Raw genomic sequence first — 14,202 nt, forward strand, 5'->3', positions numbered from 1 at the left:
GTCGCTATCAACTCTCTAGTAGGGAAAATTCGTGACATTTCGGGCAGTTGATGGGCAATGTCTAGCTAGCCATGAAATTCGAGCATTACGCAATAAATGTTGAAGAACCAGTCGCGGTAGCGGACTGGTATGTCGCCCATTGTGAAATGAGCATCGCCCTCTCTATCGATGGACCTCCTTACATGCGATTCCTGGCGGACAAGACGGGCCGCGTAGTGGTTGAGCTTTATTGCAACCTTGCCGCAAAAGTGCCGGACTACAAGTCGATGGATCCGATCGAGTATCATTTGGCCTTTGCGGTTGAGGATGCCGAGTCGGAGATGAATCGACTGATTGAAGCCGGTGCGTCTTTTGTCGTTGAAGTGAACCCACAGGAAGGGAGTCGGCTTATCATGCTGAGAGATCCCTTCGGGATGAGTTTACAGCTTTGCCAAAGGGTGCAGCCATTTACGATAAAAGATTAGATAGGCTCAGTCCTAGTTACTTCCTGCGGAATGGCTCATTAACGCGGTTAGACATTTTGTTAGAGACCGGCTACGTGTAAAATTTTCTGTCCAATCACTAGCAGTTTGAAATAATTAATAGCTGAATAAGGCCGCCCTCGTTAGGCCGGCTCGCTATCCTAGGAGTTCAGACTATGAAGAATCTTTGCTTAAACGCGCTCGTGAATATGAGATCCCATCTGATACGAGCTGGATTAACGGCTGCCATCGCCTCATTTTGGGTAATCGCTGCTCATGCGGCTGAAAGTGTCCCGGTGGACGCTTTCGATTTGCCGGAAGACCTTGAGGTCACGCTGTGGGCTAGCTCGCCCCTTTTCTACAATCCCACGAATATCGATGTGGATCATAAAGGTCGCCTTTGGGTAGCGGAAGGGGTGAACTATCGGAAGTTTCGCAACAAGACGAGTCGGACTCACTCGGTCGGCGACCGGATAATGATCCTTGAGGATACGGATGGAGACGGCAAAGCGGATAGCTCCAAGGTATTTTGGCAAGATTCGAGCTTGGTGGCTCCTCTCGGAGTTGCCGTAATTGACAACAAAGTAATCATTTCCCAGCCGCCTAGCTTGATTGCCATTACTGATGTAAACCGAAATGACCGGTTCGACTATGGGGATATTAAAGAGATTCTCCTGACCGGATTCGAGGGGTTAGACCACGACCATAGTTTACACTCCGTGACGGTGGGGCCCAATGGGCAATACTATTTCAATACCGGCAATGCAGGTAATGCGGACGTTGAAAGTGCTGACTTGCGCTTATTCACGGGGAGTTCCTATCTAAACCGCACCGATCGTGCGAAACCAAGCAGCGACGGTCATCAGTATGTCGGTGGCGTTGCGATGCGGATGAATCCGGACGGCACAGGGCTCGCCGTTATTGGACACAATTTCCGGAATTCCTACGAGCAGACCATTACTTCATTCGGCGACGTCTTCAATAATGACAACGATGACCCACCCGCGGCGCGAACAACCTGGTTGATGGAATATGGAAACCTGGGATTTTCGTCCTACGACGGTTTGCGGACCTGGCGTTCCGAACAACGTCCGGACCAATTGACGGCCGAAGCAGAGTGGCGTCAGGGTGACCCCGGAACGATCCCTGCCGGCGATGTCTATGGTGGAGGTGCCCCAACCGGTATCACCTACTATGAGGGAGATGCCCTTGGCACTGAGTATAACGGGATGTTGTTAACTTGCGAGCCAACTCGTAATGTAGTTTTTGGATACAAGCCACAAGCGAAGCAGGCAGGATTCGAGTTGGAGCGTTTTGAGTTTTTCGGGTCGAATCCAACTGGCAAATTTTACGGAGCGGATTTTTCTCAATCGCAAGCTCGCAACAAGGAAGCTCGTTTCCAATTCAGGCCTTCCGATATCGCTGTCGGAACGGATGGGGCATTGTATGTTTCAGATTGGTACGATACGCGCGTCGGAGGTCATGGGGCGTATGACGAGTCTGGAGTGGGATCTATTTATCGGATCGCGCCTAAAGGGAAGAAACTGAGTACTCCCAAAATCGACTTCTCGACCACGAAGGGACTAGTAGAAGCGTTTAAAAACCCATCGCACAATGTGAGAGGAGCTGCATTTTATGGGCTCAAGGACAAAGGAGCAGCGACGGTTTCAGCAGTGGCCAAGCTTCTTAACGATGACAACAAATACGTTCAGGCTCGCGCCGTTTTCCTCCTGCCGCATTTAGGGCCGAAGGGAGTTGAGTTCGTGGAAAAGAGGCTCGAAGCTGACGATTCTCAAATGAGAATTGCTGCCTTCCGCGCGTTGAGAGCTACCGGGAGCAACTTTATGAGCCATGCCAAGGCGTTGGCTAAGGATTCCTCCGCGGCAGTACGGCGCGAAGTGGCCCTAGCTCTCCGAGATGTTCCTTTTGGGGAAATGAAGGAAACCCTTCTGGATATCGTAGACGGTTATGACGGAATAGACCGCTGGTACTTGGAAGCGGTCGGAACGTCGGTGGCCCTTGAAGAGGCGAAGGCTTACGCGTATTTGAAAAGCAAGCGCGGGAATGATCCGGCTAACTGGTCAAAGGCTTTTGCTAATATCGCTTGGAGACTGCATCCCGAGTCTGCGGTGGGTGATATGAAGGCCTACGCAATGGACACTTCCAAGGACACTCAATCCCGTGTCGATATGCTGACAGCGATTGCCTATGTGGAATCCGAGAAAGGGGCCCGAGCGATGGTTGACATCGCGAAAAAGGCCGAGGGTGCCGAGGTGACGACACGAGCCCGCTGGTTTGTGGAGAACCGGGACAAGTCATACTGGCGCCAGTATAACTTGATGGCGGAAATTGGAGGGCAAAGTGCCACTTTAGTCGATTCGATTGTCCCCGCCTTTCCCAATGCCAAGGCGGAGACGACACTGGAAGAAGTCCTTTCTTATGCTCCAGATGCGAGTCGTGGTAAAAGGGCGCTGTCAAAGTGCTTCATGTGCCACAAATTCGGAGATCAAGGAGTCAATTTCGGCCCTGATTTAACGGCGTTTTCCCAAGGCAATCCGAGCGAGACCCTGATCCAGGCGATCATTAGTCCTTCCGCAGATATTTCGCATGGATTCGAAGGTTTGGAAGTGAAGACCAAGGATAATAAGACCATTCAGGGTTTTGTTATTTCCGAAGGTAACCCTCTGGTATTGAGAGTGTTTGGCGGTGCAGATGTGGCGATTGACCAAGACAAAATTGCAAGCCGCGAAAATTTACACTATTCCTTCATGCCCTCCGCGGCCAGTCTTGATATTAGTGCGGAAAATGTCTCTAACATGGTGGCCTATTTGAAGAGTCTGTAGGAGAGTGCCCACTAAATTAGAATACGGAATGCTGGTTTTCGGGGTGCCTCTTAGATTTTCGTAAGAAGTATTCCACCGATCAGCCCGCCTGTATTTTTCCTTTGGCAAGTGGCCAAGGTAGGGTACGCGGGGGTCTTTGTTCTACCTGGCGGGTCCGATGGGTTCCGTGTCTTCGGTCGGTAGCCAAGCGGCGTGTTGTTTCATGATTTTCGCGGTGCCTTTACGAAAGGCGATGTTTGTCCATTCGTTAGGATCCTCCTCTAGATCGTAGAGTTCCTCGTCACCGTTTTTGTATTTGATGTATCGGTACCGATCGGAACGAACAGCGTGGTTTCCCTGTTGGTAGGTAATTAAGGCGGGATCCCACTTCGACTTTGGCTTTTTGAGAAGGGGAACCAGACTCTTGCCTTCAAGGTGCTCCGGAGCGGGGAGTCCGCAAAGTTCAGTGAGTGTAGGGTACAAATCTACAAGCGTGACAGGACGGTGGCAGATCTGGCCTTCCTTGTAGCCAGGGGCGATGATAATATAAGGGATGTGAGTGGCCTTTTCGTAGAGCACAAACTTTTCCCAGTGATCCTTCTCGCCGAGATGATATCCGTGGTCGGACCAGAGAACAATGATGGTGTTGTCAGCTTTACCGCTTTTGTCCAAAGCATCCAACAGGCGACCCACTTGATAGTCGGCAAAACTAGCCGATGCCTGGTAGCCTTGGATCGCTTTGTCGAAGATGTAGGCATCTCGAAGCTTTTCCGCTTCAAAGGTGCTTATGAATTTTCGTCCGGGTGGATGCAGAAGAGCCTTGGCTTCATCTGGCAAGTCTTCAAGGTCGTCCTCTTTGATTTCGGGTTGCGTCAATCGCCCTAGGGGGTATTGGTCGAACCATTCTTGCGGTGCATAGAAGGGCATGTGGGGCCGGAAAATTCCGGTAGCGATAAAAAAGGGGGATTTGTTAGCGTCTATTTTTTCGATAGCCCAATCCACTGTGCGATTGTCAATGTGATCATCTGGATTTCGCGGATACACCCCCCAGTCGAAATTGCGACTGACAGGGCCTTTCTTCCCGTCTGGTGCGGTCCAGCTCCTGATCCCGTTTAGATTTCCATTCCGAGGCATTGGCATGTCGGGTTGCCGAGCAGGAAATTCTACAAAGTCGTCGAATGCCTCATACTTGTGGTATTCAGTGCCATGATGGTGGAAGATTTTTCCGCTAGCATAGGTCTGGTATCCGTGGTTCTTGAAGTGCTGCGGTAGAATGGTCACATCGGACAAGGCTCGCTTCCAGTCGCTATTATTTCCATACACACCGCTCGTGGAAGGACGTACCCCGCTGAGGACGGAGGCCCGAGAAGGATTGCAAGCAGGAGAGTTGCAATAGGCCTTTGAGAAAAACATACCACGGGCGGCAAGTCGTTCGATATTGGGAGTCTGAATGGGGTTGGATTTGTCGAAGAGGGTTGTCCAGTCATTCATGTCATCGATGGCGATGAAGAGGATGTTTGGAGCTCCGAGAGCTCCAAAATGAAGAATGAAGAGTGAAAAATGAAAAATGAATATTGCTTTCATGAAGGTAAGACGAAGACCATTCGGGATTGGCGCGCAACTAGATCAAGCCGATACGGCAGACTCGGAGCCTTTCGGTATTGGGAACGATGCAATCAGGCCTACGCCGAAGCAAACACCAATCCCTACTAGCCCGAAGAGAAGACCATTCAGATCACTAAAATATTTGGCGTAGACCAGAGAGACGAGACTACAGCTCACCCCGATCCATGCGTGCATTGCCGCGGCGTGTTTTACTAATAGACCCATTAGAAAGAGTCCAGCCAATGGACTACCAATCAGACCCATCAGGCCGATAAGGAAATCGAAAATATACCCGGTATCGATGAGAGACATAATAAGGGCGGCTCCTGTGCTCAATACGCCGAGACAGGCAACGAGAGTGTGGGTAAAGCTTAATTGGTTTTGATCGCTCCAGTCTTTTTTGAATCGTCCCACAAAATCGTTGGACACTGCGGTACAGATCGAATGCATGGAGCTGTCAAGACTGGACATGGCGGCGGCGAAGAGCCCGACTAGAGGCAGTCAGGAGAAGGCGGAGGAATGCTTCCTTTGAGTGGCCTGTTCAAGTAGGGCAGTTTTAATGGGCCGCTTATCATGGAGTCGAATTGCTTCTTAAGTTTTCGGTACTCGCGATGTTCTTTTCGTTTAAGGTCGCTGACTGAAATCGGGTTGGTCTCGAGCGGGTCCCTGTCGATGCGATAGAGACTTCCGTCGGAATATAGTTTCCAACGCTTATCGAAAATGAACTTCGCCGCGGGCATTGCTGTGCCGAAGTAGTCACTTCCCCATTGCGGATCGTAGTGCATGAAAATTGAGTCGCGAGGAGTCTTCTTTTTTTTCTTCTTGGAAATTTTGAGGAGATCGACCCCATCAAGGGGTACGGGCGAGTTCGCGCCAATTGCCGAAGCAAGGGTAGGGAATACATCCAAAACCTCTACCAAGTCGTCTCGGACGACCCCTTTGGGAAGCTTCTTTTTCCATTGGAGAATGAAAGGCACATGGGTCCCCGCGTCTTTCGAGTACCATTTTCCTCCTGTAATGGGAATTCCGTGACGATTGGAAGTGATTTGCGGGTGAGTGCCATTGTCGCCGATGAACCAGATGAGCGTGTTTTCGGACAAGTTGTATTCTTCGAGCTTTCGGATGACTCGACCCACCATCTTGTCCAAATATGACATCATCCCGTGGAATTTCTCTTTAGGCGTTTTCGCATCCAGTGAGTCCGGCGTCGTGGTCCATGGATCGTGGGCGAGAACGGGATTGTAGTGAATAAAAAAGGGCTGGTTGTGATACTTGTCTATGAAATCAAGTACGTAGTCATTGAGGAGAGTCGGGCCGAAGTCGTCTTTACAGTAGGTTTTGGCGATGCCGTCCTCGGAGAGTGTTGGCTGCCAAAAGCGGCTTCCTTTGAGGGATCGTTCCAGCTGCCATACTAGGTGCTCGTCGTAGCCAATATCACTCGGATATGACCCGACACCGCCAATCTCCATATTACCAGCGAGTTGCCATTTTCCTACGACGACTGTCTTGTATCCGGCCGTTTTGATGTGCAACGGTAGCGTGTAATAGTCCGGATTCAGGTGGCCGAAAGCTTCATAGTGTTTGAAATTATAGGTGCCCGTGAGCAGCCGTGTCCGTGAGGTGGTACAGACGGGAGTCGCATAGCCATAATCGAAACGGATGCCGTTTTCGGCGAGTGAGTCGATGTGCGGGGTTGAATACTCGCCTCCGTAGGCTCCGATCGTCTCAATGCCAATATCGTCGGCGAAAATTAGGATGATGTTGGGCGTGGAATCAGCGAAGGAGATATTCCAAACCGCAAAGAAGGCAGTTGCGGCAACTGTGATGAGTTTTGTACGCCGAGTTGTCGATTTTTCTGCGAAGGAGGGCATGGGGAGGAAACGTCGATGTGAAATATCCGATGCTATGCGACGGTCGTCAACGGTTCTTCTAGGGGCAATTGCCAGCAGGACGAATTGTGAAAGTGTCGAGTGCAGGCTTTGACAGGTTCCTGATAGCGAATGCATTAAGGAGATGATTTATGGCAATGTTCGTGCCAAATTTGGTTAGCGAGAGTGCTCGGTTTTTGTAACAATCCGGCCCTGGCATGAAACGAAACGTTTCGTGGCGCTTGTAGTTAACAATAAGCACCCCTAAAAATGATCGAAATCGTTACCAGCTGAAGCCTGGCTGTGGAAGTCGATTGACGATTTTCAACGAAAGGTACGCAGAAAAACCGACAATGAGCTTCCCGTGGAACTGAAATTCCGATTCTATCTACACTTCTATTTCCCCAATTAGCGTTCGATGAATTTCAAGTCTCTCACTTTAACCGTTTCTGTACTAATCTTGGGATCTCTGGGTCTGTCTTCCGCTCAAGATCAGCCCAATGTGGTCATCCTCCTCGCGGATGACCTAGGCTACGGCGATGTGGGTTTTCATGGAAGCGACATTCAAACGCCCCATATCGACCGGCTTGCGAGTGAAGGTGCACAGCTTGAGGCCTTTTATGCCTGTCCCATGTGCACCCCGACTCGGGCAGGATTGATGACGGGGCGGTATCCCATTCGTTTTGGTCTCATGCGTTCGGTGATACCCCCACAGCGAGACTTTGGCTTGGATACTTCCGAGGAGACGCTAGCTGACGTATTTGCTAAGGCGGGATACAAACGGCGGGGCATCATGGGAAAATGGCACTTGGGTCATCGTCAAAAGAAATGGCTGCCTTTGGAGCGCGGGTTCACTGACTTTATTGGGCACTACAACGGCGCCATTGACTATTTTACGCATGAAAGAGATGGAGAGCTAGATTGGCATCACAATGACCAGTCTGTAAAGGTGGAGGGCTATGCAACCGATTTGATCGGTGAGGGAGCGGTTGAATTCATTAGATCGACTCCAAAGAATGAACCCTATTTATTGTACGTCCCCTTCAACGCGCCTCACTCACCCTTTCAAGCGAAGGAGGCAGATCTCGAAAAATATCCTCATAGGACGGGGAGGCAGAAGACTTATGCAGCGATGGTGGATTCCCTGGACCAGGCGATTGGCAAAATTTTGGCCGCGGCCGAAGCTCGAGGGGATCTCGACGATACGTTTGTCCTTTTTTTCAGTGACAATGGAGGTGTGCGAAACGTGGCCAGCAATGGTGAGCTCAAGGGATCCAAGCTAACGGTTTATCAAGGCGGAATCCGTGTGGCCGCCGCCGCTATGTGGAAGAATGGCGGAATCGTTGGGGGAAAGCGGATACGAGAAAATATGGGATACATCGATGTGCTCCCCACCCTGCGTAGAATGATTGGCGTGAACGATCCCCCTGCGAGGCCGCTCGACGGAATCGATGTGCTAGATGCCTTGAGAGGCAAAGCGAAACTCACAGACCGGACGTGGTTTACCTATCTCGATCAGAATGACGACAGGATCGAACAATTGGCGGCTAACACCGAGGATTGGAAGCTGGTTTTCCGCCGGCCCGCTCCCGATTCTGAGGCAAAAGAATCCTCGCTCGAGTTGTACGAAATCGGGAATGATCCCTATGAGAAACTCGATATCTCAAACCGTGATCCGAAATCGGTAAAAAAGCGTGCTCAGGCGATTGCGGGGGCGAAAGCAAAATTGACGGCGGAAATCGAGACGTTCCTGTCACTGAAATCGGAAAACCAAATCGATCGGTTTAGGCGTGGCGCCAGTAACACCCCTGTAATTCCCGATTGGACACCGACCCACTAGATTTGGTAATTTCGAGCACTAATCCTTTTGATCAGGTCCATTGCGGCGTATTTGAAAGGTAATAGCTTACATTCGAGTATACTTTCCTTCCAAATATGCATTCAAATATTTCTTCTTCCCTATTATTGTTCCGCAACGGCAGACGATTAGGGGCGTTGTCTCTGCTCTTTTGGTGCTGCCTTACCTTTGCAGAGGACAATCGACCCAACATAGTATTTCTCCTCACCGACGACCAGAATCTCTACTCTATGGGATGCTATGGGACTCCTGACGTCAAAACTCCGAATTTAGATAAATTGGCCAGCGATGGGATTGTGTTCGACCATCACTATGACACCACGGCGATTTGCATGGCGAGCCGGGCGAACATAATGACCGGAAAATACGAATACAAGAATGGCACAAATTTTTCGCATGGCGATATGCGAGAGGAAATTTGGGCTGAAGCCTATCCAATGCTTTTGCGGGAAGCCGGATATAAAACCGCGTTCGCCGGAAAATTCGGGTTCAATATCGGCGATGGCAAAGAGGGGAGAGGGAGACTGCCGGAAGGAGAATTTGACAGGTGGGGCGGCGGCCCGGGTCAGACTCACTACCAAACTGCCAAAAACAAATCCATGGCGAAGTATGCAGAGGAGTATCCACATTCGACGCTTTCATATGGGGCTTTCAGTCGTGACTTTATAAAAGAGGCTTCCCAGTCGGAGGAGCCCTTTTGCTTGTCGATCAGTTTTAAGGCGGCGCACCGGCCAACCACCCCCGATCCGAAGTTTGACGGCGTATATGCCGGCCAAACATTTACGAAACCAGGTAATTACGGGCGGGAATTCTCTGAGCACTTCGCGCTGCAAAGCAAGCAAGGACGCCAATACGTTCGCTTTGAGGAATGGGGATACAGCGATCGGTATGACGAAGTAATGAAGATCTACTACCAGCAGATTTACGGTGTAGATGTCGCCGTGGGGATGATACGCGAAGCGCTCGAGGAAGCAGGTGTCAGTGAAAATACGGTTGTAATTTTCACGTCTGACAACGGTTTTTTCTGCGGATCTCACGGGTACGGGTCCAAGGTGCTTCCTTACGAAGAAGCGTCTCGAGTCCCTCTGCTGATGTATGACCCGCGGAATGGGAACAGCGGCAAAGGCTACCGTACCGATGCCTTGACCGGGAACATTGATTTCGCCCCCACAATACTCGAATTGGCTGGATTGGAGATTCCCGAATCAATGGATGGGAGAAGCCTCATGGCGGTTTACAACGATCCGCAATTGGAGATTCACGAGTCGCTGCAATTGATAAACGCTTGGGGACCTTTGGTGGCACAGAGTTTAGCCGTTCTTACCAAGGACTGGAAGTACATCTATTGGCCTTATGGGGCAGATGAGTTTGTCCCCACAGAGGAACTGTACAAAGTGAGCGAAGATCGGCTTGAGCTCCTGAATCGAGTGCAAAAGAATCAGCCACCGGAAGTCTTGCGAGAAATGAGAAAGCGGTATGACGCAGCAGTCAATGATTGGAGAGAAGGCGCAGTCCCTTTCAATCGCTACGATGGATACGCTGATTTCTATGATCGCAGGATTCCATGGGCGAAGAAAAAAGGGAACCTGTCCCAGTGAGCTGAGTTGGACAACGAAACAGAAAAAGTATGAAGAGAAACACTGGGAACATTGACAGAAGAATATTTCTTCGCGCGGCCGGAGCCGCAATCGCGTTGCCTTTTCTGGAATCTATTTCGCTTCCGCATCATTTGAGGGCGGCAGACGGGGTGGTTAGAGAGCCGATGCGCATGCTATGTGTCGGCTTGAATTATGGACTCTATCCCGGCGATTTTTTCCCGAAGGAATCGGGTCGCAAGTACCAGCTTTCAAAATTGTTACAGCCCTTAGCTGGGCTGAAAGACGACTTTACCGTTTTTTCCCAGCTCGATCACCCGGGGGTTAAAGGAGGACACGAAGCGGTGCATACCTTCCTTTCAGGTGTGTTGTCCAAACATGGCAAAGGGAGGCCAGAAGGAAACATCACCCTCGACCAGAAGGCCGCGGAGTTTGTGGGATCGGACACGCGCTACCCCTCTCTGGCGATTGGTATTGGCGGGGGAAGTCTTTCATGGACACGCAATAACGTCGAAATCCCCCCGATTACGCGCCTCGAAACGATGTTCGACGCTCTTTTTTTGGAGACTCCGGAATCTAAGCGCAAACGGCTGAGTGATTCCAATAAACTGAACGCCAGCATCCTAGATATTGTAGGGGAGGATGCGGTGGCTCTGAAAAAGAGAATCAGCCGGAACGATGTGGAAAAGCTCGATGAGTATTTTACGTCAATTCGAGAAGTTGAGAAACGGTTAACCCAATCGGAAGCGTGGCTCCGAAGGCCTAAGCCAAAAACTGATTACCAATTACCTCGACCCCTGCCGGACGATTTCTATGGGGAAGTTCCCGTTTTCTATGAATTGATGAAGCTAGCCCTACAGACGGATTCCACCCGGATCGTCACTTGTGGGATAGACGGATGGAGCGGTGAATCCGGTCTTCCAGGTGTGACTCAAGGTTACCATTTTCTGACGCACCACGGACACGATGAGAGTCGGCTCGCTCAGCTGTCGATCATCGAAACCTTTCACACCACTGCTTTCGCAAGTTTTCTGGAAGGCTTGAAGCGTACGCAAATATCCAACGACGCTTCCCTGTTGGACAAGACCATGGTGCTTTTTGGCAGTGGAATGGGAAATGCCAGTTCTCATTCCAATCGAGACCTACCGCTCATACTCGCCGGTGGTGGCTTTAATCACGGAGAACATAAAAAGTATCCAAAGACTACAGGACGACAGACACCCGCCTGCAACCTGTACGTCTCCATGTTGCAGCGTTTCGGATTAGAAGTTGAGCAGTTCGGCACAAGCACCGGTTCACTGGATGGGTTTAGTTAAGAGAAGGCCATTTGTAATGTACTGGTATTGGAAGTTCAATGTAACGCTGGCAGGGTGGATTGGCTTTAATCAACCTCATCGGCCTGCTCTACGTCCCATCAGCGTATTGCGGACTCTCCGAAGCTTCCTAGTAAGCAATTCTTGGAAGAGGCTTTTATGTTTTTTTAGTTTCTCATCTGGATTAGGTTTAATTACGTATGCCCAGAATATAGATACTGATATCAACCCGAACGAATTTCTAAAGCAGCACTGCATCCGGTGCCACGGAGAGGAGAAGCAAAAAGGGGATCGCCGATTTGACTCGCTCGGGACTGATTTTAACAGAGATGACACCGCTTATGATTGGCAGGAGATTCTCGATATGCTTAACCTTGGCGAAATGCCTCCAGAGGAAGAGGCCCCTCCATCGCTGAAGGATTTGCGCGCCATGGTATCGTGGATAACTGGGGAATTGGAGCTAGCATACGAGCGCCATGCCAGCAATAAAGCTCCGCTCTTACGGAGACTCAACCGCTACGAGTATCGCTACACGATTCGTGATCTGTTCGGCTTGAATATCGAGTCATTTGATCCCACGGACTCGTTTCCAGCAGACGAGAAATTCGAAGGCTTTGCCAATGTGGGGGAAGAGTTGATCCTCTCAGACTACTTGCTGGAACAGTACCTAGAGGCCGCATCCCAAACGATAGAGAAAGCAATCGTTGCCAAACAGGACATGACCCCGATTCATGAAGTGTTCACTCCAGACGACTTATGCGATCGGACCTATCATTTCCGACCCCAAATCTGGTTTGAGGTAAACGTGGATGGAAGCTATGTGGATGTAGGTCATGGAGACCGCAAGTCAGAAAGGGTCTATGCCGATCGTTTTGAAAAGGGCGTTCCGGCTGATGGCTATTATACGATAAGAATTAAGTCAGAGGGTATTAATCGCGAACACCCATACGATTCTAAGTTGTTGGGGATTGACAGAAGCGAGCCGATCAAGATGGAAGTGCTCGTGACAGATCCGAAGATCGGGTATCCAGGACGACGCTACAATGCTTCGGATCGAACCGTTGCCAGAATTCCTCTATTGGACCATGAGGCGAAAATCTACGAAGTAAGGGTTTGGATGGACGAAGGGTTCGTCCCCGTGATCCGATACGCTAATGGCCCTAGACCCTTCAAAGGGGTCCTCAGTAAAATCGCGCCGGTGTACCATCGGGAAGTGCTCCCGAGTAATTGGAGAGATGGCGTGGCTACCCGGCCTGCCGAGAACCAGGAAATCTACTTGTCCGAAGTGTATCAAGGGCCGAGGATGCGAATCCATTGGATGGAGATCCAAGGGCCTGAAGCAGGAAACGAAATGGTGGATTGGCTCCAAGTTCCCGATGAAGGTTCCGTTGAGAATATTTCCGAATCAGGCATCGAGCGAATCATCGAAGATTTTGCCTTCAAAGCGTTTAGACGTCCTTCGATCCCGTCGGAGATTGATCGCTATGTGGACTTTTATCAAAAGCGGCGTGAATTAGGGGATGACGCAGTCAACGCGGTTAAAACGGTTTTCAAGGCAATGCTGTCTTCACCCAATTTTCTTTATGTTGAAACTCCGCTCGACGAGCCGGATGAAAATAAGGCTTTCACGATTGCGTCGAGATTATCTTATTTCCTCTGGAGTTCAATGCCCGATGAAGTCCTGCTAAATGCTGCGAGTCACGATCGTCTCGGTGATTCAAAGTCCATCGTAGCTCAGGCTTTGCGGATGCTGCAGGATCCCAAGGCGAGAGCATTTTCGAATCACTTTACCGACAGTTGGCTGCGCTTGAATGAATTGGGATCGATGCCGCCAGATTCGAAAAAGTTTAGTCAATATCACGACCGAGAGCTGGAGCCCTTGATGAAAGAAGAGACCCGTTTGTTTTTTGAGGATATCCTGCATAACAATAGAAGCATCGAAAATTTCATCCACTCCGACTTTACCTATGTGAATGGCTACCTCGCTGATTTGTATGGTATTGAAGGCGTTTCCTCTGACTCCTTCAGTAGGGTGAGGCTTCCTGCTAACTCGCCTAGGGGTGGTGTGCTGGGACAAGCAAGCATTTTGACCGTTACGTCCAATGGTGTGGAGACTTCACCCGTAATGCGGGGTATTTGGGTGCTGGAGAATATTCTGGGGACGCCTCCCGCTCCGCCGCCGCCCGATGTCGAGCCTCTCGAGCCCGATATTCGGGGAGCGACTACAATTCGCGAAGAACTAGCGAAGCATCGTAAGGTTGAAACGTGTGCGGATTGTCATCGCAAAATTGATCCGATTGGATTTGCTCTCGAGAGTTTTGATCCCATTGGCTCGTACCGTTTTCAATATAAAGACGACGGTGGTAGAAGCTATAGTAATGTGGATACGTCGGGCACTCTGGCTACCGGCGAGAGTTTTACTGACGTTTCGGAATTGAAGGGCCTACTTTTGGATCGGAAAAACCAGTTTGCCCGTTGCCTGGTCGAGAAAATGCTCATTTACGCTCTCGGGCGAGAACTGCATTTTAGCGATCGTCCCATTGTGGATGGCATCGCCAGCGAACTGGCGGACCGAAATTACGGCTTGAAGGACCTCGTAGAACTGATTGTCACAAGCGAGGCGTTTAGCGATGTATGGTGAAGAGCGGATATTGTTGTCGTTGGCAAATTTGATAGTGCG

The 14,202-nt window shown here is 50.3% G+C and carries 9 protein-coding genes; 6 read left to right on the top strand and 3 right to left on the bottom strand.

Annotation, left to right across the window (positions count from 1 at the left end; translation table 11 throughout):
• The first annotated feature begins 71 nt into the window (after positions 1 to 71).
• The gene (locus tag GA004_RS08675; RefSeq protein WP_283396934.1) at positions 72 to 464 is read left to right on the top strand and encodes a VOC family protein; all 393 of its coding nucleotides are present in this window, start codon (positions 72 to 74) and stop codon (positions 462 to 464) included.
• 173 nt (positions 465 to 637) lie between these two features.
• On the top strand, positions 638 to 3,304 hold the full coding sequence (locus GA004_RS08680; protein WP_283396935.1) for a PVC-type heme-binding CxxCH protein: 2,667 nt from the start codon (positions 638 to 640) through the stop codon (positions 3,302 to 3,304).
• Between the two features lie 141 nt (positions 3,305 to 3,445).
• Here GA004_RS08680 and GA004_RS08685 read toward each other — a convergent pair whose 3' ends face one another.
• From GA004_RS08685 to GA004_RS08695, 3 genes are read right to left on the bottom strand one after another with little or no spacing between them, the layout of a single operon-like run.
• Positions 3,446 to 4,867: a sulfatase gene (locus GA004_RS08685; protein ID WP_283396936.1), complete on the bottom strand. Its 1,422-nt coding sequence runs from the start codon at positions 4,865 to 4,867 to the stop codon at positions 3,446 to 3,448.
• Positions 4,868 to 4,909: 42 nt separating this feature from the next.
• Positions 4,910 to 5,389, bottom strand: a complete 480-nt coding sequence (locus GA004_RS08690) for a sodium:solute symporter family transporter (protein ID WP_283396970.1) — start codon at positions 5,387 to 5,389, stop codon at positions 4,910 to 4,912.
• Entirely contained in the window at positions 5,380 to 6,759 is a 1,380-nt protein-coding gene (locus tag GA004_RS08695) for a sulfatase-like hydrolase/transferase (protein WP_283396937.1), read from the bottom strand. Before GA004_RS08695 ends, GA004_RS08690 begins: the two co-directional genes overlap by 10 nt.
• A gap of 415 nt (positions 6,760 to 7,174) precedes the next feature.
• On the opposite strand from GA004_RS08695, the gene GA004_RS08700 reads away from it, so the two are divergent.
• From GA004_RS08700 to GA004_RS08715, 4 genes are all read left to right on the top strand, one after another.
• Positions 7,175 to 8,596, top strand: coding sequence for an arylsulfatase B (locus tag GA004_RS08700; protein WP_283396938.1), 1,422 nt, complete (start codon positions 7,175 to 7,177; stop codon positions 8,594 to 8,596).
• Positions 8,597 to 8,691: 95 nt separating this feature from the next.
• Positions 8,692 to 10,212 (top strand): sulfatase family protein, encoded by a 1,521-nt coding sequence (locus GA004_RS08705; protein ID WP_283396939.1) that lies wholly within the window; start codon positions 8,692 to 8,694, stop codon positions 10,210 to 10,212.
• Positions 10,213 to 10,241: 29 nt separating this feature from the next.
• Complete coding sequence (locus GA004_RS08710) at positions 10,242 to 11,525, top strand: DUF1552 domain-containing protein (RefSeq protein WP_283396940.1); 1,284 nt, start codon at positions 10,242 to 10,244, stop codon at positions 11,523 to 11,525.
• 16 nt (positions 11,526 to 11,541) lie between these two features.
• Complete coding sequence (locus GA004_RS08715; RefSeq protein WP_283396941.1) at positions 11,542 to 14,163, top strand: DUF1592 domain-containing protein; 2,622 nt, start codon at positions 11,542 to 11,544, stop codon at positions 14,161 to 14,163.
• The last annotated feature ends 39 nt before the right edge of the window (positions 14,164 to 14,202 follow it).

The sequence above is a fragment of the Candidatus Pelagisphaera phototrophica genome (genome assembly GCF_014529625.1).
In the GTDB taxonomy this organism is placed as follows: Bacteria; Verrucomicrobiota; Verrucomicrobiia; order Opitutales; family Opitutaceae; genus Pelagisphaera; species Pelagisphaera phototrophica.